The sequence below is a fragment of the Cupriavidus sp. SHE genome, from assembly GCF_000812445.1.
Taxonomy (GTDB): domain Bacteria; phylum Pseudomonadota; class Gammaproteobacteria; order Burkholderiales; family Burkholderiaceae; genus Cupriavidus; species Cupriavidus metallidurans.
Genome location: NZ_JWMB01000018.1, coordinates 311,176 through 334,679, shown reverse-complemented (window position 1 = coordinate 334,679; position 23,504 = coordinate 311,176). Strand labels below are relative to the sequence as shown.

21 protein-coding genes are annotated in these 23,504 nt (G+C 66.0%); 7 read left to right on the top strand and 14 right to left on the bottom strand.

The genetic code is table 11. The features are described from left to right. Window position 1 precedes the first annotated feature (1 nt). Window positions 2-898 (bottom strand): MurR/RpiR family transcriptional regulator, encoded by an 897-nt coding sequence (locus RN01_RS09900; RefSeq protein WP_008644433.1) that lies wholly within the window; start codon window positions 896-898, stop codon window positions 2-4. 203 nt (window positions 899-1,101) lie between these two features. On the opposite strand from RN01_RS09900, the gene RN01_RS09895 reads away from it, so the two are divergent. From RN01_RS09895 to RN01_RS09885, 3 genes are all read left to right on the top strand, one after another. Beyond that, the gene (locus tag RN01_RS09895) at window positions 1,102-2,427 is read left to right on the top strand and encodes an aspartate aminotransferase family protein (protein WP_017510970.1); all 1,326 of its coding nucleotides are present in this window, start codon (window positions 1,102-1,104) and stop codon (window positions 2,425-2,427) included. Between the two features lie 11 nt (window positions 2,428-2,438). Next, window positions 2,439-3,308, top strand: coding sequence for a 3-keto-5-aminohexanoate cleavage protein (locus RN01_RS09890; RefSeq protein WP_017510971.1), 870 nt, complete (start codon window positions 2,439-2,441; stop codon window positions 3,306-3,308). Window positions 3,309-3,388: 80 nt separating this feature from the next. After that, window positions 3,389-4,588, top strand: a complete 1,200-nt coding sequence (locus tag RN01_RS09885; protein WP_017510972.1) for a pyridoxal phosphate-dependent aminotransferase — start codon at window positions 3,389-3,391, stop codon at window positions 4,586-4,588. A gap of 71 nt (window positions 4,589-4,659) precedes the next feature. Here the strand turns inward: RN01_RS09885 and RN01_RS09880 are convergent, their stop codons facing one another. The 5 genes from RN01_RS09880 to RN01_RS09860 are packed head-to-tail and all read right to left on the bottom strand — an operon-like array spanning window position 4,660 to window position 9,957. Then, complete coding sequence (locus RN01_RS09880; RefSeq protein WP_017510973.1) at window positions 4,660-6,126, bottom strand: efflux transporter outer membrane subunit; 1,467 nt, start codon at window positions 6,124-6,126, stop codon at window positions 4,660-4,662. A 12-nt stretch (window positions 6,127-6,138) separates the two neighbouring features. Further along, complete coding sequence (locus RN01_RS09875) at window positions 6,139-7,293, bottom strand: ABC transporter permease (RefSeq protein ID WP_017510974.1); 1,155 nt, start codon at window positions 7,291-7,293, stop codon at window positions 6,139-6,141. Continuing rightward, window positions 7,290-8,288 (bottom strand): ABC transporter ATP-binding protein, encoded by a 999-nt coding sequence (locus tag RN01_RS09870; RefSeq protein ID WP_017510975.1) that lies wholly within the window; start codon window positions 8,286-8,288, stop codon window positions 7,290-7,292. Before RN01_RS09870 ends, RN01_RS09875 begins: the two co-directional genes overlap by 4 nt. Further along, the gene (locus tag RN01_RS09865; RefSeq protein ID WP_029700022.1) at window positions 8,285-9,247 is read right to left on the bottom strand and encodes an HlyD family secretion protein; all 963 of its coding nucleotides are present in this window, start codon (window positions 9,245-9,247) and stop codon (window positions 8,285-8,287) included. Before RN01_RS09865 ends, RN01_RS09870 begins: the two co-directional genes overlap by 4 nt. Before the next feature lie 17 nt (window positions 9,248-9,264). Continuing rightward, a complete protein-coding gene (locus RN01_RS09860; RefSeq protein WP_017510977.1) occupies window positions 9,265-9,957 on the bottom strand; it encodes a TetR/AcrR family transcriptional regulator in 693 nt (230 codons plus the stop codon). 201 nt (window positions 9,958-10,158) lie between these two features. Here RN01_RS09860 and RN01_RS09855 point away from each other — a divergent pair, with 201 nt between their 5' ends. Beyond that, complete coding sequence (locus RN01_RS09855; RefSeq protein WP_223277304.1) at window positions 10,159-11,565, top strand: carbohydrate porin; 1,407 nt, start codon at window positions 10,159-10,161, stop codon at window positions 11,563-11,565. A 12-nt stretch (window positions 11,566-11,577) separates the two neighbouring features. Here the strand turns inward: RN01_RS09855 and queF are convergent, their stop codons facing one another. Both queF and ilvA read right to left on the bottom strand, forming a co-directional pair. Next, window positions 11,578-12,411, bottom strand: a complete 834-nt coding sequence (gene queF / locus RN01_RS09850; RefSeq protein ID WP_011515232.1) for an NADPH-dependent 7-cyano-7-deazaguanine reductase QueF — start codon at window positions 12,409-12,411, stop codon at window positions 11,578-11,580. A gap of 11 nt (window positions 12,412-12,422) precedes the next feature. Continuing rightward, window positions 12,423-13,958 (bottom strand): threonine ammonia-lyase, biosynthetic, encoded by a 1,536-nt coding sequence (gene ilvA, locus RN01_RS09845; protein ID WP_008644404.1) that lies wholly within the window; start codon window positions 13,956-13,958, stop codon window positions 12,423-12,425. Between the two features lie 192 nt (window positions 13,959-14,150). Here ilvA and otsB point away from each other — a divergent pair, with 192 nt between their 5' ends. The 3 genes from otsB to otsA are packed head-to-tail and all read left to right on the top strand — an operon-like array spanning window position 14,151 to window position 18,236. Then, complete coding sequence (gene otsB / locus RN01_RS09840; RefSeq protein ID WP_008644402.1) at window positions 14,151-14,951, top strand: trehalose-phosphatase; 801 nt, start codon at window positions 14,151-14,153, stop codon at window positions 14,949-14,951. Next, window positions 14,948-16,810: a glycoside hydrolase family 15 protein gene (locus RN01_RS09835; RefSeq protein WP_008644401.1), complete on the top strand. Its 1,863-nt coding sequence runs from the start codon at window positions 14,948-14,950 to the stop codon at window positions 16,808-16,810. Before otsB ends, RN01_RS09835 begins: the two co-directional genes overlap by 4 nt. A 31-nt stretch (window positions 16,811-16,841) precedes the next feature. Then, a complete protein-coding gene (gene otsA / locus RN01_RS09830; RefSeq protein ID WP_008644400.1) occupies window positions 16,842-18,236 on the top strand; it encodes an alpha,alpha-trehalose-phosphate synthase (UDP-forming) in 1,395 nt (464 codons plus the stop codon). 46 nt (window positions 18,237-18,282) lie between these two features. Here the strand turns inward: otsA and RN01_RS09825 are convergent, their stop codons facing one another. From RN01_RS09825 to RN01_RS09800, 6 genes are all read right to left on the bottom strand, one after another. Beyond that, window positions 18,283-18,879, bottom strand: a complete 597-nt coding sequence (locus tag RN01_RS09825) for an NTP transferase domain-containing protein (RefSeq protein ID WP_024569499.1) — start codon at window positions 18,877-18,879, stop codon at window positions 18,283-18,285. Then, on the bottom strand, window positions 18,876-19,922 hold the full coding sequence (locus RN01_RS09820; RefSeq protein WP_024569498.1) for an XdhC family protein: 1,047 nt from the start codon (window positions 19,920-19,922) through the stop codon (window positions 18,876-18,878). Before RN01_RS09820 ends, RN01_RS09825 begins: the two co-directional genes overlap by 4 nt. Then, window positions 19,895-20,464: a CoxG family protein gene (locus RN01_RS09815; RefSeq protein ID WP_017515447.1), complete on the bottom strand. Its 570-nt coding sequence runs from the start codon at window positions 20,462-20,464 to the stop codon at window positions 19,895-19,897. The genes RN01_RS09820 and RN01_RS09815 overlap by 28 nt, the downstream gene beginning before the upstream one ends. Beyond that, on the bottom strand, window positions 20,455-21,723 hold the full coding sequence (locus RN01_RS09810; RefSeq protein WP_024569497.1) for a VWA domain-containing protein: 1,269 nt from the start codon (window positions 21,721-21,723) through the stop codon (window positions 20,455-20,457). Before RN01_RS09810 ends, RN01_RS09815 begins: the two co-directional genes overlap by 10 nt. A 2-nt stretch (window positions 21,724-21,725) precedes the next feature. Then, the gene (locus RN01_RS09805; RefSeq protein WP_024569496.1) at window positions 21,726-22,622 is read right to left on the bottom strand and encodes a MoxR family ATPase; all 897 of its coding nucleotides are present in this window, start codon (window positions 22,620-22,622) and stop codon (window positions 21,726-21,728) included. 76 nt (window positions 22,623-22,698) lie between these two features. Continuing rightward, window positions 22,699-23,499, bottom strand: a complete 801-nt coding sequence (locus tag RN01_RS09800; protein ID WP_017515114.1) for a xanthine dehydrogenase family protein subunit M — start codon at window positions 23,497-23,499, stop codon at window positions 22,699-22,701. Between the last annotated feature and the right edge of the window lie 5 nt (window positions 23,500-23,504).

Below are 23,504 nucleotides of genomic sequence, written 5' to 3'. Positions count from 1 at the left end.
TTCAGCCGCGCCGCGACGGGAGATAGGCCCCCGTCCGGTGCAGCTGCCCCTCCGTCTGTTCCAGCGCCCGGATCGCCCCCTTGCCCTTCTTTGCCAGCAGATGCTCGACCAGCGCCTCCACCATCGCCACGCCGCTGGTGATCGACGGGAAGAACGATGGGCTGTCGATGGCAAAGAGCAGTGTGCAATCGGCTTCCAGCGCGATTGGCGCCACCGTGCTGTCGGTCAAGGCGATCACCGTGCAGCCAGCCTCGCGCGCGGCGGTGGCCACGCGCATGCTTTCCTGCGAGTAGGGCGCGAAGCCGGCTACCAGCACCGCGTCTTTGGGGCTCAAGGCGCGCAGTTCCATCTCCAGCGTGCCTGCGTCGCCACGGATCAGGCGCACCGAGCTGCGGAACAGTCCGTAGATGTAGTGGAACGAGAACGCGATCGGAAAGCACGAGCGGAAGCCCGCGACGTGGACCATGGGCGCCGCCGCCAGCAGTTCGGCCGCGCGTGGCAGCGCGTCGGCGTTGCTGGCCAGCAGCGCGTCGAGGTTGTGATGCTGCACTTCGATCATTTCCGCGAACATGCGGCTCGAGCCACTTTCCCGCACCACCTTGCGGGCGCGCCTGGCGTAAGGCTGGCTGTCGCCGTCGCGCACTGCCTCGACGAACAGTTCGCGCAATCCCTGCCAGCCTTCGAACCCGAGCGCCTGCGACAGTCGCACCAGCGTGGCGGGCTGCACCCCGGCGTTACCGGCCACCTTGCGCATCGACTGGATGGCGATGTCGCGCGGGTGATCGAGCAGGTATCTGGCGCCACTCTGGAACTGCGCGCTCAGATTCGGGAAATCGGCGCGGAGTTGCGCCAGCAGCGCATCGAGCGACTGCGGCGGCTTGGGCGTGGAGGCGGGCATCTCTGGTTCAGGATTCTTGTGATGCAACGATTGTTGCACAGCTTGGCCCGCCGCAGGGCGCCCTTGTGTTGTGAACGGGTGGCACCGGTGAGGCATCGTATGTTTCGTGGTGGTGCTTCAATGAAACACTTGTTGCGCTGCCGGGACGTTGTTCCTATACTCACACCTGTTTCCGGGCAGACCCCCGCATCCCGCACCTCACCATGACGCACGTATTCCACCGCAATCCGAAGCAAACCTTGCCGGTCGCCGTTGGCGGCCAGGGTATCGAACTGATTGACAGCAATGGCCGGCGCTACCTCGACGCTTCGGGCGGCGCGGCGGTTTCCTGTCTCGGTCATGGCCACCCGCGCGTGATCGAGGCGATCAAGGCGCAGGTGGACACCATTGCCTACGCGCATACGTCGTTCTTTACCACCGAGGTGTCAGAGACGCTGGCCCAGACGCTGGCCGATGCGGCCCCCGGAGATCTCGATCATGTGTACTTCGTGTCAGGCGGCTCCGAGGCGGTGGAAGCCGCGCTGAAGCTGGCGCGCCAGTACTTCGTGGAGATCGGCCAGACGCAGCGCCGCCACTTCATCGCGCGGCGCCAGAGCTATCACGGCAATACGCTTGGCGCGCTGGCGATCGGCGGCAATGCGTGGCGTCGCGAGCCGTTCCTGCCGCTGCTGGTGCCGGCGCACCATGTGTCGCCGTGCTATGCCTATCGAGATCAGGCGGCTGGCGAAACCGACACGCAGTACGCGCAGCGTCTGGCCGACGAACTGGAAGCAAAAATCCTCGAACTCGGCCCCGACTCGGTGGCCGGCTTCGTCGCCGAGACGGTGGTCGGTGCTACCGCAGGGGCGGTGCCGCCGGTGGCCGATTACCTGAAGCGTATCCGCGCAGTGTGCGACAAGTACGGCGTGCTGCTGATCCTCGATGAAGTGATGTCGGGCATGGGCCGGACGGGTTACCTGTTCGCGTGCGAAGAGGACGGCGTGGTGCCCGATATCGTGACGATCGCGAAGGGCCTCGGCGCCGGCTACCAGCCGATCGGCGCGATGCTCTCGACGTCGCGCATCTATGACGCGATCATCGGTGGCAGCGGCTTCTTCCAGCACGGCCACACCTATATCGGCCATGCGACGGCGTGCGCGGCAGCGCTGGCCGTGCAACGCACGATCGTCGAGGACCAGTTGCTGGACAACGTGCTGGCGCGTGGCGAACAGTTGCGCGCACGCCTGCGCGAATCGCTCGGCGACCATCCGAACCTTGGCGACGTGCGAGGCCGTGGACTGTTCGTCGGCGTGGAGTTCGTGGCCGATCGTGCCACCAAGGCCACGCTCGACCCGGCGAAGAAGACGCACGCCGTGCTCAAGCGCACCTGCATGGAGCATGGCGTGCTGGTTTATCCGATGGGCGGCACGGTCGATGGCATCCACGGTGACCACGTGCTGTTTGCGCCGCCGTTTATCTGCACGCCCACCGACATCGACAACATCGTAGACCGCTTCACGCAGGCCGTGAAAACGGTACTGCCGGCCTGAGGAGCGCGACGATGCCGAACCAGAATCCTGTCGCTACCGCTGACACCTTGCGCCGCCCGTTCGCCCTGGCGGTGGCCCCGAATGGCGCGCGCAAGACGCACGCGGACCACGCATGCCTGCCGATCACGCCCGACGAGCTGGCGCAGTGCGCGCGCGAATGCGTGGATGCCGGCGCTGCGATGATCCATCTGCACGTGCGCAAGGCCGACGCCACGCACAGCCTCGAAGTGGCCGACTACGAGCCGGCCATTGCCGCGGTGCGCAAGGCCGTGGGCAATGCGCTGGTGCTGCAGCTGACCACCGAGGCGGTCGGTATCTACCAGCCGGCGCAGCAGATCGCGACCGTGCGTGCGCTGCGCCCCGAGGCCGCATCGGTGGCCGTGCGCGAACTCGTGCCCAATGCCGCCGCGTTGCCTGCCGCCGCCGAGTTCTTCCAGTGGATGCACCGCGAGCATGTGGTGGCGCAATACATCCTCTACGATGCCGACGACGTGCGCCGCTATGCGGCCCTGCGCGAAAGCGGCGCGATTCCGGCCGGGCGGCACTGGGTGCTGTTCGTGCTGGGACGGTATTCGGCCGGACAGAAGTCGTCGCCGGCGGACCTGCTGCCGTTCCTGGCCGCCTGGCGCGAGACCGGACTCGATCAGTCTGGCGTCGAATGGGCGGTCTGCGCATTCGGCAAGCAGGAGGCCGATTGCGCGGCCACGGCCGTAATGCTGGGCGGCCACGCGCGTATCGGCTTCGAGAACAACATGACTTTGCCCGATGGCGCGATGGCGCCGGACAACGCCGCGCTGCTGCAAGCGGTGCGCACGCCGCTCGTCGCGCTTGGCTATGCCTCGATGACGGCTGACGTGCTGCGCGAGCGTTTCGCGGGCTGAAAAAGCCGTCTGACGACGACAGCAGGGCGGGGCGGATTCCGGTACGCTAGGCGTTTCATCGTTCCCCCGAAGGAGTGCCGATGTCGACCAGCCCGTCCCGCCAGTCTTCCCTGACCGAAGCGCCGCCACGGGCGCGTGACGTCGTGCACGCGCTGCGCGCGTCGCGCATCCGTGAAGTGGCCAATGCAGGGATCGGCCTGCCCGACGTGTTGCCGTTCTGGTTTGGCGAATCGGACCAGATCACGCCTTCCTTCATCCGCGATGCCGCGAGTCGCGCGCTCGCCAACGGCGCCACCTTCTACAACCACAATCTTGGCATCGCGCCGCTGCGCGCGGCGTTGTCCGAGTACGTGACCCGATTACACGGGGCCACGCCGGTGGACCATATCGCCGTGACCAGCGCCGGCGTCAATGCGCTGATGCTCGCCGCGCAACTCGTCACCGGCCCCGGCGACCGCGTGGTGGCGGTGACGCCGCTGTGGCCCAACCTCGTCGAGATTCCGCGCATCCTTGGCGCGGCGGTGGAAACAGTGACGCTCGACTATGGCGCGGATGGCTGGACACTCGATGTCGACAAGCTGCTGGCCGCGCTGACGCCGGGCACGCGCGCCGTGATGATCAATTCGCCGAACAACCCGACCGGCTGGGTCATGCCCCGCGCCGCACAGCAGGCCGTGCTCGACCACTGCCGGCGCCACGGCATCTGGATCATCGCCGACGAAGTCTACGAGCGGCTTTACTACGGCGACGAAGGGGCTGTCGCACCATCGTTCCTTGACATCGCTGGCCGCGACGAGCGTGTTATCGCGGTCAACTCGTTCTCGAAGGCATGGCTGATGACCGGCTGGCGGCTTGGCTGGATGGTGGTGCCGTCTTCGATGATGGACGACCTGGGTAAGCTCATCGAGTACAACACGTCCTGCGCGCCTTCGTTCGTGCAGGAGGCCGGCGTGGTGGCCGTGCGTGATGGCGAGGCATTCACCCAGGATCTGGTCAAACGGCTGCGCTCGGCGCGTGATCATCTGGTGAGCGCGCTATCGGCATTGCCCGGTATCGACGCGCACGCGCCGGATGGGGCGATGTATGTGTTCTTCCGCCTGAAAGGCGCGACCGACAGCCTCGATCTGTGCAAGCGGCTCGTGCGCGATGCCCATCTCGGGCTGGCGCCGGGGAGCGCGTTCGGCGACGAGGGCGAGGGCTTTGTGCGGTGGTGCTATGCGTGCGACGAGGCGCGGCTCGATGAGGGGGTGAAGCGGTTGCGGGGCTATCTGCGGCGGTAGTGGTTGATGGGCCCGACCCTCTGGCTCGGCCCCTCCCGCGCTAACGATCCGCTAACGATCGCTAACCACCTCTATTTCAAACTCCCCACCGTTTCCGACTCTCCCCACCATCCACCACCCAGCGCCTGCATCAGCGCGGCTGAATCTGCCAGCCGCGTGGCGCGGGCCTGCGCAAGATCCAGCGCCGCCTGTCGTGCCTGCCGCTCGGCGTCGAGCACCGTGAACTGGCTTACGCCGCCAAGCCGATACTGCTCGTTGACAATCGCCAGTGTGTCGCGCGTTTGCTTTGCGTTGTCCGCGCGCGCCTGCAGCGTGCCAGCGTCCGCGTCCAGCGCGCGCAGGGTGTCGGCAACGTTCTGCAGCCCCTGGAGCACCGCCTGCCGATAGGCGCCCAACGATGCTTCGTACGCAGCTTCCTTCGCACGTTTCTGCGCACGCAACTCGCCCCCGTGGAACACCGGCTGCACGACGCCGGCGGCCAGGCTCCACACATTGAAGCTGTTGAACAGGTCGCTCATGCGCATGGCCTGCGTGCCGCCGCTGGCGGTCAGCGTGATCTGCGGATAGAGATTGGCCGTGGCTACGCCGATATCCGCCGAGGCCTGATGGAGCAGTGCTTCTGCCGCCCGAATATCGGGGCGGCGCCGCGCCAGTTCGGAGGGCAGGCTTACCGGCAGGGTCTCGGGCAACTGCATATCTTCGAGCCGGAATTCTGGAAGCTGGGCGGCGGCGGGGGTCTGGCCGGTGTAGACGGCTAGCTGGTGACGTGTGGCATCGATCTGCTGTGACAGTCCCGGAATCAGCGCCTGTGTCTGCGCTAGTTCGGCCTGCTGGCGCTGCACGTCGACGCGCGCGACACCACCCTGGCCGAGGCGCTGCTGCATGATGGCTAGCTGGCGCTTCTGCGCGTCGGCCATGGCCACGGTATCGGCCAGTTGCGCGCGCAGCCCGGCCTCGCGAATCGCCGCCGTGGCGACGTTGGCCGCGAGCGAAAGCCGGGCTGCCTCGAACTCGTAGCGCTGGTAGTCGACCGCGGCCTGCAAGCCTTCCAGTTCTCGACGCTGACCACCGAACAGATCCAGCGCATAGGACACCTGCACACTCGCGTTGTAGAGCGTGAACGGCCCAGGGCTCGGGAACTGCGTGATGCCGACCGACTGCAGGTTGACCTGCTGCCGCGTTGCGTTGAAATTTGCGTCTACCTGCGGGAAGCGCGTGGCGCTGGTACGGGCCGCGAGATTCTCCTGCGCCTCGCGCAGCTTGGCCTGCGCTTGCGTCAGCGTCGGGCTGTTGGCCAGGGCCACGCGGATGGTTTCATCGAGCTGCGAATTGCGGAACAGCGTCCACCATTGCGCGGGGACGTCACCTTCCACCAGCGATTGCGAGGGATAGTCCTTCGCGTCAAGGCGTTCAGGCTGCGGGCCCGATGTGTAGCGAGCGTCAGCCGGCGCATCGGGCGTGCGGAAATCCGGGCCGACCGCGCAGCCGGCCAGCGACATCACGGCGGCGCACATCAACAGCGTGGGGATCGCGCGCATGGCGGTCTCCTTTCAGTCGAGCGTGCGCTTGTAGAAGCGCACGGCAATGGTGAGGACGATCACCGTGAACAGCGCCACGGGCCACACGTTCGGCCAGAGTTCGATCCAGCCGCTGCCCTTGAGCATGATGCTGCGGATCATCCGGTTGAAGTAGGTCATCGGCAGCACGTTGCCGATCCACTGCGCCCACGTTGGCATGCCCGCGAACGGGAACATGAAGCCGGACAGCAGGATATTGGGCAGGAAGTAGAAGAATGTGAGTTGCAGCGCCTGCAACTGGTTGGCCGCCAGTGAGGACAGCGTGATGCCCACGGTCAGGTTGGCCGCGATGAACAACAAGGCGGCCAGATACACGGCCACGGGTGATCCGACGAATGGCACACCGAACACGAAGTGGGCCGCCAGCAGGATGATCGTCGCCTGAATCAGTCCGATGAAGATGTACGGGATGATCTTGCCCGAGATCACCTCGAGCGGCTGCACCGGCGTGGCCAGCAGGTTTTCCATCGTGCCGCGCTCGCGTTCGCGCGTCATGGCCAGGCCGGTCATCATGACCATCGTCATCGTCAGGATCGTGCCCATCAGCCCCGGCACGATGTTGTACTGCGTGATGCCCTCCGGGTTGTAGAGCCGCTGCACGTTGACGTCGAAGGCGGGCTGCCCGCCGGCCAGTGGCGCCAGCGCGCCCTTCAGGTCGATCCGGGCAACGGTGGCGGGGAGTTGCGCCAGCGCGGCGATGGCCTGGCCCGTCGCGGAAGGATCGGTGGCATCGGCCTCGACCAGGATCGAAGGGCGATCGCCATGCAGCAGGCGTCGCGAGAAATCGGCCGGAATGCTGACCACGAACTGCACATCGCCGCGCATCAGCGCCTCGCGGCCCGCGGCCTCGTCCGGCATCGTGCGCACCACCTTGAAGTACGTGGTGTTGTCCAGCGCGGCAATGAAGGTGCGGGAGAAGTCGCTGTGCTCGGCCACGATGACCGCGGTGGGCATATGGCGCGGATCGCTGTTGATCGCAAAGCCGAACAACAGCAGCTGGATGATCGGTATCCCGATCATCATCCCGAACGTGACGCGATCGCGCCGCAGTTGCAGGAATTCCTTCAGGACGATGCTCCACCAGCGGTGCGCCGAGAAGCGGGAGATCTGACGGCGTACGGCTTTCACGCGTCCCCCTTCGGCCCGCTGGCCCTTTCTGCGCTCTCCTTGGTGGCTTCCTTGGCGGCTGCCTTGGCGGGAACGGCCATGTTGTCCTGCGCGTCACCCATCATGTGGATGAAGACGTCCTCCAGGCTCGTCTCCACCGGCTCGATGCGGTGATCCCGGCCGGCGTACTGCCTGAGCGTCTGTTCGAGCGCGGTGCCGTCCTTGCCCGTGACATGCAGCGCCGTACCGAACGCAACGGTCTGGTCCACGCCGGGCTTGCCCTGCAACTGGGTCGACAGTTCGGCCAGTTCGTCGCCCGATACGCTCCACGTGGTCAGGTGCTGGCTGGCGACGACTTCGGCCGAAGTGCCTTGCGCCAGCAGCTTGCCGTAGGCGATATAGGCGAGCTTGTGGCAGCGCTCCGCTTCGTCCATGTAGTGCGTGCTGACCAGCACCGAGATGCCACGGGCGGCCAACTGGTGCAACTGCTCCCAGAAGTCGCGGCGGGCCTTGGGGTCCACGCCGGCCGTGGGTTCGTCGAGCAGCAGCAACTGCGGTTCGTGCAGCAGGCACGCGGCCAGCGCCAGGCGCTGCTTCCACCCGCCGGAAAGCGACCCGGCCAGTTGTTCGGCCCGCGACGCCAGCCCGAGGTCCTCGAGCGCGCGGTCCACGACCTCGCGCCGGTTCGGCATGGCATACACGCGTGCGACGAAGTCCAGGTTCTCGCGGATCGACAGGTCTTCCCAGTAAGAGAAACGCTGCGTCATGTAGCCCACGTTGCGCTTGATCTCGGCGGACTCCTTGATGATGTCGAAGCCCAGGCAGGTGCCCGCGCCGGAGTCCGGTGTCAGCAGTCCGCACATCATGCGGATCGAGGTGGTCTTGCCGCTGCCGTTCGGGCCCAGGAAGCCGAAGATCTCGCCACGGGCCACCTGCATCGTCAGGTCGTTGACCACGTGCTTGTCGCCGAAGCGCTTGTTGAGGCCGTGCACGTCGATGGCCAGTTCGCCGTTCATGATTGCGTGACCTCGACAGGCTGGCCAGGGCGCAGCTTCGGTGCTTCGGCGGGGTCCGGACGTGCCTCGATCAGGAACACGAGCTTGCGGCGTGTCTCGTTGCTGTAGATGACCGGTGGCGTGAACTCGGCTTCGTTCGAGATATAGGTGATCTTTGCCGCCACCGGGGCCGCGCAACCGTCGCAGCGGATATGGACGGCCTGCCCGTTCTTGAGCGCGCCGACCACGGTTTCAGGTACGTAGAAGCGCACCTTGACGTTGGCGGCGGGCAACATGCGGACCACGGTGCTGCCCGCGGGCACCCACTCGCCGGGGCGGAACGGCACGTCGTAGACCAGGCCCGGCACCGTGGCATTGACGAACTTGCGCGAGAGCTTCCACTCGGCCTGCGTCAGCGCCGCACGCGCGGCATCCACCTGCGCGCTTTGCGCGGCAAGCTGGTCCTTGCGACCCGGCAGGCGCGCGACGTCGATATCGCGCTGCAACTCGCGCACGCGTGCCGCGTCCGCATCCGCCGTGGCGCGGCTGTCGTCGAGCTGCTGTCTGGAGACGCCGCCGATCTCGAACTGGGCTTCGTCACGCCGGCGTTGCGCCGCGCTGCGTTGGGCCTGTGCCTGTGCCTGCGACAGTTGTGCCTGGGTCACGGCCACTTCCACGGGGCGCTTGCCGATCTGGATATCGGCAAGCTGTGCCTCGGCCGCGCGTAGCTGCTCGGCGGCCTGTTGCCGCGCGGCGCGTTCGTCGTCGGATTCCAGCACGAATAGCGGCGCGCCATCGGCCACCTGCTGGCCACGGTCGACCGACAGCTTTTCCAGGCGGCCCGCGAATGGCGACGCCACAGAGACGAACTCGCCCTCCACGTAGCCTTGCCAACTGACGGGCTTGTCATTGCTGCACGCGGCCAGTGCCGTTGCCATGATCAGCAGGGACCACGCATGACGGGGGACGGGATAGGACATACGGGCTCCGGGTGGGCTTATTTGTCTTGGGACGGGGTGCCGGCGGACAGCCCGTGGGTGAGCAGGGTGGTGACGTGGCGTACGAGCGTTTCGGTATCGATATTGGCCGCGCCGGGGAGGCTGCGCCAGATGTGCGTGGTGGCGGGCGGCAGCAGCGCCAGCCCGATCAGCGACACCATGACAAGGGCCGGTTCGAGCCCCGGGGTCAGTTTGCCTTGCGCGTGGGCGGCTGCCAGTGGTCCCATGATCAGCGAGGCACGCCGCAGGGCTACGCGCTCGACCATCCGCTCGCGCAGATGGCCATCGGTACCGACGATCTCCCGGATCCACAGGCCCGGAAACCACGGCGTGGCGGACGCCGTGCGGATCAATTGGCCCGCCAGCGCCGGAATTACTGTCACGATGTCACCGGCGTGCCCGGCCAGGGTCTCGAACACCTGCTCGAACAGCGGCTCCAGCCGTTCGTCGAAGACGGCATCGAGCAGTAGCTCCCGATCGTGGAAGTAGTAGTGGACCAGTGCTGGCGTGACGCCAGCTTCGGCGGCGATCGCCTTGGTGGAGGTGGCGGCCACGCCGTGGCGCGCGAACAGGGTGACGGCGGCGTCGATCAGGCGGTTACGCTGATCGGCATCATTGGCGTTGGCCGTGGGGCGTCCCGGCCGGCGCTGTCGCGGTGCCGGGGACGTATCGGACGAGGACTTGGCTGGCATCAGTCAACTCCAGACGGTATCGAATAGATATTAATTTTCGAATTAATTAATTCAAGATCGGTTACAAAATCGAGTGAGAGCGCAGCGCGTTGGATATGCTGCATTGCAACAATTCACGGTAGACATGTCATGGGGCTTTGGCTAAGCTGCCCGCCAATCCACTGGATGCCTGCATGCGCGCATCCACTGCCCCCAATTCCTATGTCGCGTTCTTGTCCGCCAGCCGCTCCGCAGCGGTTGCGCCCGAGCTTTGCCTGCCGCCTTGCTTTCCCATTTGCCGCCTTGCTGGTGGCGGGCGGGCTTGCATTGCCGTGGGTGGCGCACGCGCAGGAAGCCACCGGGCCGGGGCAGGAAGCCGTGTCCGATGTGGAAAGCCCGTTCGCCTTCCATGGGCAGACCACGTATATCTGGCAGCGCAAGCCGTCCTTCGGCGCGGGGTACTCCGGCGAGAACAGCCTGACGCCCGATCGTGCCAAGAGCTATTCGTTCACGGCCACGCTCGACCTGGGATTGCGGCTCTGGCAGGGCGCCGAGTTCCATTTCAATCCGGAGGTGGCCCAGGGCGTGCCGTTCTCCGAACTGCATGGCGTGGGTGGCCCTTCCAATGGCGAACTGGCCAAGACGGCCAGCACCAATCCGAAGTTCTACCGCGCGCGGGCCTTCATTCGTCAGACGTGGGGGCTGGGAGGCGGCGAGGAAAAGCTCGAGGCCGATTTCAACCAGTTCGCCCGCACCGTCGACAAGCAACGCGTGGTGCTGACCGCCGGCAACTTCAGCGTGCTCGATGTCTTCGACCAGAACCCCTACGGGTCCGATCCACGCACGCAGTTCATGAACTGGTCGTTCCTGACGCACGGTTCGTTCGACTACGCGGCCGACGCGCGGGGCTACAACTGGGGGGCTTCGATCGAGTACATCGGCGATGGCTGGTCGGCGCGTTTCGGCCGTTTCCTGCAGCCGCTCGAATCCAATGGCCAGGAGCTCGACACGCGCATGTTCGAGCACTACGGCGACGTGCTGGAACTCGAAAAGCGCTACCAGATCGGTGGCCGCCCTGGCCAGGCCCGGCTGCTGCTGTGGCGTAACAAGGCGAAGATGGGGGCGTTCAACGACGCCATCGCTTTCGGACTGGCCAACAACGTGACGCCGGACGTGGCCGACGTGCGCCGCGAACACGCGAAGGTGGGCGTAGGGCTTGCGTTCCTGCAGGAGGTCAACGATTCGCTGGGCCTGTTCCTGCGGGCCAACTGGTCCGACGACAAGACCGAAACCTACGCGTTCACGGAAATCGGCCGGCAGGTGGCGTGGGGCGGCACGCTCAAGGGAACGGCGTGGGGTCGTCCCAAAGACGAGGTGGGGCTGGGGATGGCGATCAACATGCTTGGGTCCAACCATCGCAACTATCTGGCGGCGGGTGGCCTGGGCGCGTTCCTGGGGGATGGGGCGCTCAACTACGGCCCCGAGCAGGTATTCGAGATCTACTATAGTTTCGCGGTCTGGAAGACGCTGAGCCTGAGCCCGGACTTCCAGTACATGCGGAACCCGGGCTACAACCGGGATCGCGGGCCCGCCAAGTTCATCGGCATCCGGGCCCACGCGGAGTTTTGAGTCAGTGCGGTCCTACTGCCGCGCATTGCGCCGGTTGTCCGGCCACGGCGTGTTGTAGTTGGTGCGGAACGGATTGATGTCCAGCCCGCCGCGGCGCGTGTAGCGTGCGTAGACCGCGAGCTTCACCGGCTTGCACATGCGCATGACGTCCGTGAAGATCCGCTCGACGCACTGCTCGTGGAACTCGTTATGGTTCCGGAACGAGATCAGGTACTTGAGCAGGCCTTCCTGATCGATCGGCGCGCCCACGTAGCGGATCTGCACGCTGCCCCAGTCCGGCTGGCCCGTGACCAGGCAGTTCGACTTGAGCAGGTGCGACACCAGCGTTTCCTCCACCGGCGACTCTTCCTGCTCGGCCGACAGCAGCGTCGGATCGGGTTCGTAGATATCGGTCTCGATGTCGAGCCGGTCCAGCAGCAGCCCGTCCAGTTCGCCCATCTTCTGCGTGCCGAGGTCGGCCTCGGTCACCAGCCGGACCTGCACCGTGCCGCCCGTGGCCTCGGAGAGGTCGTGATGCAGCAACTGCTGCAGCGCCTCGGGCGAAGCGATCTTGGTCTGGTTGAACGAGTTCAGGTACAGCTTGAACGACTTCGACTCGACGATGTTCGGCGTATCGGCAGGAATGATGAACGTGGCCAGCGCCACCTGCGGCTTGCCCTTCAGGTTCAGCCACGATACCTCGTAGGCATTCCAGATATCCACGCCGAAGAAGGGCAGCGCGCGCCCTTCCGGCAGGCCGATCTCCGCGCGTTTCGGCTGGCGCGGGATCGGGAACAGCAATGATGCGTCGTATTCGGTCTTGTACGCCGAGGGCTTGCCCAGCGGCGAGTGCTCAGGAAGCGTCATGATCGGGGGCGTCAGGAAAGGAACAGCTTGTAGACGGGGTTGTCGGTCTCATCCCAGTGTACGTAACCGAGCGTCGAAAGGAAGCTGCGGAACGCGCGCTTCTCGTTCTTCGGCACCTGGATGCCGACCAGGATGTTCGACGTATCCGCGCCCTGGTTCCGGTAGTGGAACAGGCTGATGTTCCAGTTCGGGCTCATGCTGGACAGGAACTTCATCAGCGCGCCCGGGCGCTCCGGGAATTCGAAGCGATACAGCAGTTCGTCATGCGCCAGCGGCGAATGGCCGCCGACCATGTAGCGGATGTGCTGCTTGGCCAGTTCGTCGTTCGACAGGTCGAGCGTGTCAAAGCCATGGCGGCGGAAGTTGGCGGCGATCTTGTCGCTCTCCGCGCGGCTGGCGATCTGCACGCCGACGAAGATATGCGCCACGCCCTTGTCGGCGATGCGGTAGTTGAACTCGGTCACGCTGCGCGTGCCGACCTGTTCGCAGAAGCGCTTGAAGCTGCCGCGTTCCTCGGGGATCGTCACGGCGAAGACCGCTTCCCGCGCTTCACCCACTTCGGCGCGCTCGGCCACAAAGCGCAGGCGGTCGAAGTTCATATTGGCGCCGCAGGCGATCGCCACCAGGTGCTGGTGCTTGAGCTTCTCGCGCTCGGCGTACGCCTTGAGGCCGGCCACGGCCAGCGCGCCAGCCGGTTCGAGGATGCTGCGGGTGTCCTGGAACACATCCTTCAGGCCCGCGCAGATCGCATCGGTATCGACCAGGATGATGTCGTCGACCAGTTCACGCGTGATGCGGAACGTCTCCTTGCCCACCAGCTTGACGGCGGTACCGTCCGAGAACAGGCCCACATCCTTCAGTTCCACGCGCTTGCCGGCGTCCACCGAGCGCTTCATGGCATCGGAATCGAAGGTCTGCACGCCGATCACCTTGATCTCGGGGCGCACCGCCTTGACGTAGGCGGCGATGCCGGAGATCAGGCCACCGCCGCCGATGGCGACAAAGATCGCGTGGATCGGGCCAGGGTGCTGGCGCAGGATCTCCATCGCGATAGTGCCCTGACCAGCGATGACCTCGGGGTCGTCGAACGGGTGGATGAACGCGAGCTTGTGCTTCTTCTCGAGTTCGGCCGCGTGCAGGTAGGCATCGCTGTACGACTCACCGTGCAGAACGATCTGCACCCACTCGCCGCCGCGCTCGCGCACGGCGTCGATCTTCACCTGCGGCGTGGTGGTCGGCATGGCGATGATCGCCTTGCATTGCATGCGGGCCGCCGCCAGCGCCACGCCCTGGGCGTGGTTGCCTGCCGAAGCGGCGATCACGCCGCGCTTGAGTTCCTCGGGCGTGAGGGACGCCATCTTGTTGTACGCCCCCCGCAACTTGAACGAGAACACCGGCTGGGTGTCCTCGCGCTTGAACCAGACCGCATTGCCGGTGCGCGCCGACAGCGCGGGCGCATAGGTCAATTCGGTTTCCTGGGCCACGTCATAGACCTTGGCAGTCAGGATTTTTTTCAGATAGTCGGGCTTGGCGGGCGTGCGGGTCATGGTCTGCGGAGTGCGGCGCCGGGGGCAGCGGCAAAAAAACCGGAAAAATCGGCGGAAACCGCCAATGATAATGGATGGCGCACTTGGCAGTGCCAGGTTGGCAGTTGCCGTGCGACGGGTGCAGTGACAGCCACAGTTGTAGGACAGCGTCCGGCTGACACCTTCCAAATCGACGTGTTACGGTCTTGCGTGATGTCTTCGCTACCTCTCATCGAACCCGATACCGCGCTGTTTCTGGATTTCGACGGCACGCTGGCTGACCTCGCGCCGCGCCCCGAGCTGGTGCAGGTCGAGCCCGAACTGGTTGGCACGTTGCGCGCGCTGCACACCTGCCTGGACGGCGCCCTGGCCATTATCTCGGGCCGGCCCGTTGCCGAGCTCGATGGCTTCCTGCAGCCGCTGAGGCTCCCCGCCGCAGGCGTGCACGGCGCCGAGCTGCGCCATGACGGCGAAGCGCTGTTTATGCCACCGGCGCCAGGCATCACGGCATTGATGCCGAGGCTCGAAGCCTTCGTCGCGCGCCATCCCGGCCTACGCATCGAGCGGAAATCCGTGGCAGTCGCCATTCACTATCGACAGGCCCCGGAACTCGAGGCGCAGGTGCGCGCGATGGTGGCCGACACCCTGCACGACGTGGATGGGCTGGAAGGCTTGCCCGGAAAAATGGTCGTGGAGATCAAGCCTGCCGGCGTCGACAAGGGGGGCGCGATTGCCACGTTCATGCGCATGGCCCCCTTTGAAGGACGCAAGCCGCTGTTCGCTGGTGACGATGTCACCGACGAAGCGGGTTTCGTCGTGGCGCGTGAACTCGGCGGGGTGGGCGTGCTGGTTGGCGAGCGCGCCACGGCCGCCACGGTCAGCGTGACCGGACCCGCTGCGTTGCGTTGCTGGCTTCATCGATCCGCCCATGCTCTTCTGGCGCTCAGGGCGCAACGCGGCGGCAAGCCGCAGTCCGTCTCATCCACTTCGTCCGAAACGGAGGACTCGCTGTGAACGCCCCCCCCACCCCTACCGCGCATCATCCTGAAGCGCCCGCTTTCAATACCGATACCAATTGCACTGGCCGTCACGCCGATCCGTCGCTATCGCTCGGGATGATTGGCAACTGCGCATTCTCGGCACTGGTCGACGGACGCGGCCGCATCGTCTGGTGTTGCCTGCCGCGCTACGATGCCGACCCCGTTTTCAATGCGCTGCTCGATTCGAGCGAGAACGGCGGCCACTTTTCCATCGAGGTGGAAGACCTGGTGAAGTCCACGCAGTGGTACGAGCCGAATACGGCCATCCTGCGCACGCGCCTGTACGACAAGCATGGTCACTGCCTGGAGATCACCGATTTCTGCCCTCGGTTCTTCCGGCTTGGACGCTATTTCCGCCCGCTGACGCTGGTGCGGCGGATCCGGCCGGTTCGTGGCGCGCCACGGGTGCGGGTCACAGTGGCGCCGCGCTTCAACTGGGGCCGGATCAAACCGCAAATGACACGCGGCAGCAGCCATGTGCGCTATATCGGCGAGGACCTGACGCTGCGGATGACCACTGACGCGCCGCTGGCCTATGTGCTGTCGAACACGCCGTTCCTGGTCACGCGCAACTACAACTTCATTCTCGGGCCAGATGAAACGCTGGCGCATGGCGTGGAGGAGACCGCGCGCGACTTCGAACAGGAGACCACGTCCTACTGGCGCATCTGGAGCCGCCGGCTGGCCGTGCCGCGCGAATGGCAGGACGCCGTGATCCGCGCGGCGATCACGCTGAAGATGTCGCTCTACGAGGAGACCGGCGCGATCGTCGCGGCGATGACAACGAGCATTCCCGAGGCGCCCGGCAGCGGCCGGAACTGGGACTATCGCTACTGCTGGTTGCGGGACGCGTTTTTCGTGGTGCGCGCGCTCAACAGCCTGTCCGAGGTCGGCACGATGGAGGACTACATGCGCTGGCTGACGAATGTCGTCGTGCAGGCGCAGGATGGCCATATCCAGCCGCTCTACGGCATCGGGCTCGAACGCGAGTTGCCGGAGAGCGTTCTCGATCATCTGGGCGGATATCGCAATATGGGCCCGGTGCGCGTGGGCAATCAGGCGCAGGAGCACTTCCAGCACGATGTCTACGGCAACGTGGTGCTCGGCGCCGCGCAGGCGTTTCACGACCACCGGCTGCTGCATCGTGGCGGCCTGACTGAATTTCACCGGCTCGAGGACGTCGGCGAGCAGGCGGTGCGCGTGTTCGGCACGCCGGACGCGGGCATGTGGGAGTTGCGCACGCGCGCGCGGGTCCATACGTCTTCCGCGCTGATGAGCTGGGCAGCTTGCGACCGGCTGGCCAAGATCGCCACCAAGCTCGAGCACCCGCAGCGTGCGGCGTACTGGACGGAACATGCCGACCGCATGAAGCAACGCATCCTGACCGAATCGTGGAGCGAGTCGCGACAGGCTTTCGCGGAGAGTTTCGGCGGCAACGTGCTCGACGCCAGCGTGCTGCTGATGGCGGAAGTGAACTTCATCGATCCGAAAGACCCACGTTTCATTTCGACGCTGAAGGCGCTCGAGGACACGCTCTGCGACGGGCCGTACATGCGGCGCTACGAGGCGCCGGACGACTTTGGCAAGCCCGAGACAGCCTTCAATATCTGCACGTTCTGGCGCATCGACGCGTTGGCACGCATCGGCCGTCGCGAGGAAGCGCGCGAAATCTTCGAAGCGATGCTGGCGGCGCGCAATCCACTCGGGTTGTTGTCGGAGGACACGCACCCGGTCACGGGCGAGATGTGGGGCAACTTCCCCCAGACCTATTCGATGGTCGGCCTGATCAATGGCGCCGTACGGCTGTCGGCCCCCTGGGACAGCGTGATTTGAACGAGGAGTGGATCTCAACCAGAAGCGAGATATGGGAAGACTAGTAGCAGTATCGAACCGGGTTGCCGACCCGCGGAATCATGCAGCGGGTGGACTTGCCGTTGCGCTGTCCGACACGTTGAACAAGACCGGTGGATTGTGGTTCGGCTGGAGCGGCAAGGTGGTGGACGCCAGCCGCGGCGGCACGCCCGGAGAGGGGGAGCTGCACCAGATCCAGGCCGGCAATGTCACGTTGGCCACGGTGGACCTGAGCCGGGAGGACTTCGAGTCCTACTACCTGGGCTACAGCAATGGCGTGCTGTGGCCGGTATTCCACTATCGGGTGGATCTGGCCGACTTCGATTCGGGCGGCAACCTGAATGCCTACCGCCGCGTGAACCAGCTTTTCGCGCGCAAGCTGGCGCCGCTGCTCAAGCCCGACGATGTGATCTGGATCCACGACTATCACCTGATTCCGCTGGCCGCGGAGTTGCGGGCGATCGGTTGCGGCCAGCGCATTGGCTTCTTCCTGCATATCCCGCTGCCGCCACGGCTGATTCTGGCCACCATTCCGCAGCACGAGTGGCTGATGCGCGCGCTGTTTGCCTATGACCTGCTCGGCTTCCAGAGCCACGACGATGTCGAGCACTTCTCCCGCTACGTGCAGGGCGAGGCCGGCGCCGAACCGATGGGCGAGTACCGCTTCCGTGCATTCCATCGCACCGTGCGCGCGCAGGCGTTTCCGATCGGCATCGATGTCGACGAGTTCATCGAACTGGGCCGCGCCGACGAAGCGCGCGAGACCTACGAGATGATGCGCGGCCAGTACGCGCGACGCAGGCTGCTGCTCGGCATCGACCGCCTCGATTACTCGAAGGGCCTGCCCCAGCGCCTCAAGGCTTTCCAGACGCTGCTGGCTGAGTACCCCGAGAACCGTTCAAGCGCCACGCTGATCCAGATCGCCGCGCCGTCACGGGAATCGGTCGACGCCTATGCGGACCTGCGGCGCGACATGGAAGGCATCACCGGCGCGATCAACGGCGAGTATGGCGAGCTGGACTGGATGCCGGTGCGCTACATCCACCGCTCCACCGCGCGTCGCCGGCTGCCTGGTCTGTGTCGTGCGTGCAACGTGGCACTGGTGACGCCATTGCGCGACGGCATGAACCTCGTCGCCAAGGAATACATTGCGGCCCAGGACCCGGAGGATCCCGGCGTGCTGGTGCTGTCCCGCTTTGCGGGCGCGGCGGAACAGATGAAGGAAGCGCTGTTGGTCAATCCGTACGACACGCGTGCCACCGCGCAGGCGATCCAGCAGGCCCTGCATATGTCGCTGTCAGAGCGCCAGGCGCGTCACCAGAAGCTGCTGGAGCGGATTCGCCAGCAGGATGTGCACTGGTGGAGCGGAGAATATCTGCGGGCGCTCATGGAGACGGAAGGGGGGTGATGGTTGAGGCCGCAGGCAGGCGCCGCTAAATCCGCAGCGCCTACACCTACTTCAGATCGCCCGGCACATCCACATCCCGAAACGGACCATCGTCGTCGGTCAGGATGCGCGTCACTGGTTGTGACTTGAGCAGTGCGCGGGCGCCTTCGTCGCCATCGAGCTTCAGCAGTTCTTCGCGCCATGCGGCGCCAAAGCCTACCGGGTGCCCACGCTGGCCATCGCGCCATGGCGCGGCGATGGTGTCGCGCGACGTGATTGTCAGTGCCACGGCGCGCACCAGTTCCATCGACAGCCACGGCATGTCCGCCAGTGCCACGACCCAGCCGCGCGCATCGGCGCAGGCCGTCACGCCGGCGCGTAGCGCCGCGCCCATGCCGGCCTCGGCGTCTGCGGATTCGACTACCTTGCAGCCACCGCGGCGCAGCTCTTCCGATAGCTCGGGATTGCCGGGGCGCACCACGGCGATCGAACCCGGCAGCGCCGCCGCAAGCGTTCGCGCGCTGCGCCATGCCACGGTGCGGCCGTCGGGCAGTTTCTCGAGCAGTTTGTTGCGTGCGCCAGCCGGGTCGAAGCGTCGGCCAAAGCCGGCCGCCAGCAGGATGCCGATGGGCAGGTCGGATTGAGAGAGCACGGGCTTCTTCATGGCTGTGCCGCCGAAGCGGTGGGCAGGATTGGACAGGCCGCCTCGCCAGCGGCGATTTCCCGCGCCGCTTTCGCGCCTTCGACTTGAAGGATGTCAGGGAGCGAGACGTGGTTCTTGGCCGCGACCACTTCGGCCAGGATCGAGATCGCAATCTCCGGCGGCGTGCGGCTGCCGATGTAGATACCCACCGGCCCATGCAATCGCGCGAGCTGCAGCTCTGTCAGGTCGAATTCCTTGAGCCGCTCGCGGCGCGCGTGGTTGTTGCGTCGCGAGCCGAGCGCGCCGACATAGAACGCCGGCGTGCGCAGCGCTTCCATCAGGGCCAGGTCGTCGAGCTTGGGGTCGTGCGTCAGCGCGATCACCGCGCAGCGCTCGTCGAGCTTCATCTCCATGACCGTGTCGTCCGGCATGGTGCGGACCATCGTCACCCCCGCGATGTCCCAGGTCTCGGTGTATTCCTCGCGCGGATCGCAGACAGTGACCTGGAAGCCAAGCCCCACGGCGATCTGGCACAGGTACTTCGACAGCTGGCCGGCGCCGATCACCAGCATCCGGTAGCGCGGGCCGTGGATCGTCAGCAGGGTCTTGCCGTCGAACGCCAGGCCGTCGGTGGCCTCGGCTGGCCCGAGCGTTGCCGCGCCGGTTGCCATGTCGAGCGTGCGGGCGATGAGCCTGCCGTTCTCCACCGCGTCGAGCAGATCGACGATGCCGCTGGCCGCAGACAGCGGCTCGGTCACCAGCTCGATCGTGCCACCGCAAGGCAGGCCGAAGCGGTGCGCTTCCTCCGCGCTGATGCCGTACTTGATCGCTTCGGGGAGGCCCGAATGGATGCCCTCGCGCCGCACGCGGTCGATGATGTCGTCCTCGATGCAGCCGCCGGAAACCGAGCCCACCACGTGGCCATCGTCACGCACGGCCAGCATCGCGCCTTCGGGGCGGGGCGACGACCCCCAGGTTCTGACGACTGTCACCAGCAATACGCCATGCCCTTCCTGCTGCCAGCGCACGCTGCATTTCAGGACTTCGAGATCCACGCTGTCCATGATCGTTTCCGCTTTGTTCCTGTGTCATCGCCGCCGTCGGTCGTTTTCCCCGCGTCGGCTGATTGTTCCGTTTCCGTACTGTTGTCGTCTTCGTTCGCGCCACCGCCACCGACGGCCTCGGTGAAGCGGGTGAAGAAGGTATCGGCCATCTTGCGCGCGGCGGCATCCACCAGCCGCGAGCCGATCTGCGCGATCTTGCCGCCGACCTGCGCGTGAACCGCGTAAGTGAGCAGCGTCTCGTCGCCTTCGGGCGTGAGCTTGACCTGCGCGGACCCCTTGCCAAATCCGGCCGCGCCGCCCTGTCCATCGAACTGGATCGTGTAGCTCTCCGGCGCCTGGATGTCCTGCAGCGCCATGCGCCCCTTGAAGCGCGCCTTGACCGGTCCGACGGCGGCGGTCAGCGCCAGTTGGTAGGCGTTGTCGCCGTCGGGCTCGATGCTCTCACATCCCGGAATACATTGCTTGAGCAGCGCTGTGTCGTTCAGTGCATCCCAGACGACCTGCTGGGGCACGGGCAGTCGCTGGGTCTGGGTCATTTCCATGATGGATATCCTGGTTGGGGGCGTGATGCTTTGACAGGCGGAACGCGCGCGGGATCGGCCAGCAGCGATTCCAGCGCGAACAGGCTGTCCAGGTTGTGCGCCGCACGCAGCGCGTCGACGTGGGGCAGGATCGCCTGAATGCCGCGCGCCTGCGGCGTGAAGCCTTCATAGCGCAGCAGCGGATTGAGCCAGATGATGCGATGCGCAAACCGGCGCAGGCGGGCCATCTCCTGTTCGAGCAGATCGATGTGCTCCAGATCGATACCGTCGCTGACCAGCAGCACCGTGGCGCGGCCGGACAGCGTGCGACGCGCCCATTGCCGGTTGAACGTGGCCAGCGCGGCACCGATGCGGGTGCCGCCAGCCCAGTCGCGGACCTGTTCGGTGATCAGGTTCACCGCGTCGTCCGGATCGCGTTCGCGTAGCGCGCGCGTCACGTTGGTCAGCCGCGTGCCGAACAGGAAGACGTGCAGTCGCTCGCGGGACTGCGTCAGCGCGTGGCAGAAGTAGAGGACGGCGCGCGAGTACTGGCTCATCGAGCCAGAGATATCGAGCAGCAGGACCACGGGCGGTTTGCGCTCGGCACGCTTGCGGTACTTCCAGCGCAGCCATTCACCATGCTGGCGCACCGCCAGTCGCGCGCTGGCGCGCAGGTCGGCGTGCGTCCCGCAGGTGGATGGGCGCAGGCGCCGTGTCTTCTGCAGGGCCAGACGCGCGCGCCGTGTGCGCACCAGATGCTGGAGCGCGCGCCACTCTTCGGCGTTCAGGGTTTCGAAGTCGCGCCCCGCCAGACGCTCCTGATCGGAGAACGTAAGCGGGGCGGTGAAGCGTTCCTCACGGGGCGGCTGGTCCGGCTTTGGCGATGACGGTTGCCGGGCGGCCAGGGCGTCGGCCAGGCGGTTGCTGCGTCGTGGCGGCGGAATCCCCGCATCGACACGCGGCAGCAGCATCGCCCGCAGCTTGCTTTCCCAGTCGGGGTCGCGCCAGAACAGGTCGAAGGCGGCATCGAACAGCGGGCGCTGATCGGGGCCCGATAGCACCAGCGCCGCCAGCGCGGCCCGCACTTCGTCGCGCGCGCCGATATCGATATGCCGCAGGGCTTCCAATGCATCGACGGCATGAGCCGGCGACAGCCCGAACCCGGTGTCACGTAGCAGCCGCATGAAATGCGTGACGTTGCGGGCCAGCATCGGCAGCGGGGGCGGCGTGCCCGATGCGTCTGGTCGGGCAGAGGCGGCAGACGGTGCGGCGCGTGGCATGGTCAGCCTGCCGGTGCTGCCCCGGCGAGCAGTTCGGCGATGGTCGGTCCGTCCGCGCGTGCCAGGTCGTCCTGATACTTGAGCAGGACGCCGAGCGTGTCGCGCACCGATTGCGGATCGAGTTCGGTCACGCCCAGCGCGGCCAGCGCGCGGCACCAGTCGATGGCCTCGGCAATGCCGGGAGCCTTGAACAGGTCGATGCCACGCAGCCGGTGGATGAAATCGACGGCCTGCCGTTGCAGGGCCATCGCCGCTTCGGGCGCGCGCGCCGCGACGATCTGCAACTCACGGTCGCGGCCCGGGTAACCCATCCACTGGTAAAGGCAGCGACGTTTGAGCGCGTCATGCACCTCGCGCGTGCGGTTCGATGTGATCACGATCAGTGGCGGACGTTCGGCCTGGACCACGCCGATTTCGGGGATCGACACCTGGTATTCCGACAGGACTTCGAGCAGAAACGCCTCGAAGGGTTCGTCGGCGCGGTCGATTTCGTCGATCAGCAGCACGCGCGGCACGTTCGGCGCCGCAGGGTCCGGCAACAGCGCCTCGAGCAGCGGGCGCTTGAGCAGGTAGTCGTCGTGATAGAGCGATTGCTGCTCGGGCCGTTCGCCTCGCGCTTCGGCTAGCCGCAGCGCCATGATCTGGCGCGGGTAGTCCCATTCGTAGAGCGCGCTGGCGGCGTCGAGACCTTCATAGCATTGCAGGCGCAGCAGCCGCGTGCCAAGCGCGCGCGCCATGGCTTGCGCCAGCGCTGTCTTGCCGACACCGGGCTCGCCTTCGAGAAAAAGCGGGCGTTGCATCCGAATCGCGAGATACAGCACGGTGGCCGTCTCGCGGTCGGCGAAATATTGCTGCTTTTCGAGCAGCGAGAGGGTTTGGTCGATCGAGGTGGGGAGCATGGTGAGAATGCGAGTTCCGTCGCTATGCGCACCTCTCTCCCGCCGCGCGGGAGAGAGGTACAAACACGACGCAGCCTTAGCCCTTCAGCGCCTGCTCCACGGCTCGCGCCGCCAGCACGGGGATCAGATGCGCGCGGTACTCGGCAGACGCATGCAGGTCCACGTTGAGGCCAGACGGGTCCATCTTCACGGCTCGGGCGGCAGCCGGCGTGAAGCTGGCTGCCAATGCCTGCTCGAGCGCCGGCGCCCGGAACACGCTGTCTGCCGCGCCGGTCACCGCCACGCGCACGGTCTTGCCGGTGCGCGCGACCATCACGCCAACCAGCGCGAAGCGCGATGCGGGGTTGCGGAACTTGATGTAGGCAGCCTGATCCGGCGACGGGAAACGCACCGCGGTGATCAACTCGTCGGGCTCGAGCGCTGTTTCATAGAGCCCCTTGAAAAAGTCGTCCGCCGCGATGCTGCGACGATCGGTGACGACCGTCGCGTTCAGCGCGAGCACGGCGGCGGGATAGTCCGCCGCCGGGTCGTCATTGGCGAGCGAGCCACCGATCGTCCCCATCGCGCGTACCTGCCGGTCGCCGATGCCGTTGGCCAGCGCGGCCAGCGCCGGAATGCGGCGCATCACGTCGGCATTGGCCGCCACATCGGCATGGCGCGTGGCGGCGCCGATCACCAGCGCGTCACCCTCGACGCGAATCCCGTTCATGCCCGGAATGCGCGATACATCGACTAGCGTCGACGGCGAAGCCAGCCGCAGCTTCATCGCCGCCAGCAGGCTTTGTCCACCAGCCAGGAACTTGGCGTCGCCATCGGCCTTCAGCTTGGCCACCGCGGCATTGGCGTCGGCGGCACGTTCATACTGGAATGCATACATGTTGT

Bases quoted from the DNA above. Each gene is read 5' to 3' on its own strand.
- RN01_RS09900 (WP_008644433.1), bottom strand. From the start codon at position 898: ATGCCCGCCTCCACGCCCAAGCCGCCGCAGTCGCTCGATGCGCTGCTG.
- RN01_RS09895 (WP_017510970.1), top strand. From the start codon at position 1,102: ATGACGCACGTATTCCACCGCAATCCGAAGCAAACCTTGCCGGTCGCC.
- RN01_RS09890 (WP_017510971.1), top strand. From the start codon at position 2,439: ATGCCGAACCAGAATCCTGTCGCTACCGCTGACACCTTGCGCCGCCCG.
- RN01_RS09885 (WP_017510972.1), top strand. From the start codon at position 3,389: ATGTCGACCAGCCCGTCCCGCCAGTCTTCCCTGACCGAAGCGCCGCCA.
- RN01_RS09880 (WP_017510973.1), bottom strand. From the start codon at position 6,126: ATGCGCGCGATCCCCACGCTGTTGATGTGCGCCGCCGTGATGTCGCTG.
- RN01_RS09870 (WP_017510975.1), bottom strand. From the start codon at position 8,288: ATGAACGGCGAACTGGCCATCGACGTGCACGGCCTCAACAAGCGCTTC.
- RN01_RS09865 (WP_029700022.1), bottom strand. From the start codon at position 9,247: ATGTCCTATCCCGTCCCCCGTCATGCGTGGTCCCTGCTGATCATGGCA.
- RN01_RS09860 (WP_017510977.1), bottom strand. From the start codon at position 9,957: ATGCCAGCCAAGTCCTCGTCCGATACGTCCCCGGCACCGCGACAGCGC.
- RN01_RS09855 (WP_223277304.1), top strand. From the start codon at position 10,159: ATGTCGCGTTCTTGTCCGCCAGCCGCTCCGCAGCGGTTGCGCCCGAGC.
- queF (WP_011515232.1), bottom strand. From the start codon at position 12,411: ATGACGCTTCCTGAGCACTCGCCGCTGGGCAAGCCCTCGGCGTACAAG.
- ilvA (WP_008644404.1), bottom strand. From the start codon at position 13,958: ATGACCCGCACGCCCGCCAAGCCCGACTATCTGAAAAAAATCCTGACT.
- otsB (WP_008644402.1), top strand. From the start codon at position 14,151: ATGTCTTCGCTACCTCTCATCGAACCCGATACCGCGCTGTTTCTGGAT.
- otsA (WP_008644400.1), top strand. From the start codon at position 16,842: ATGGGAAGACTAGTAGCAGTATCGAACCGGGTTGCCGACCCGCGGAAT.
- RN01_RS09825 (WP_024569499.1), bottom strand. From the start codon at position 18,879: ATGAAGAAGCCCGTGCTCTCTCAATCCGACCTGCCCATCGGCATCCTG.
- RN01_RS09820 (WP_024569498.1), bottom strand. From the start codon at position 19,922: ATGGACAGCGTGGATCTCGAAGTCCTGAAATGCAGCGTGCGCTGGCAG.
- RN01_RS09815 (WP_017515447.1), bottom strand. From the start codon at position 20,464: ATGGAAATGACCCAGACCCAGCGACTGCCCGTGCCCCAGCAGGTCGTC.
- RN01_RS09810 (WP_024569497.1), bottom strand. From the start codon at position 21,723: ATGCCACGCGCCGCACCGTCTGCCGCCTCTGCCCGACCAGACGCATCG.
- RN01_RS09805 (WP_024569496.1), bottom strand. From the start codon at position 22,622: ATGCTCCCCACCTCGATCGACCAAACCCTCTCGCTGCTCGAAAAGCAG.
- RN01_RS09800 (WP_017515114.1), bottom strand. From the start codon at position 23,499: ATGTATGCATTCCAGTATGAACGTGCCGCCGACGCCAATGCCGCGGTG.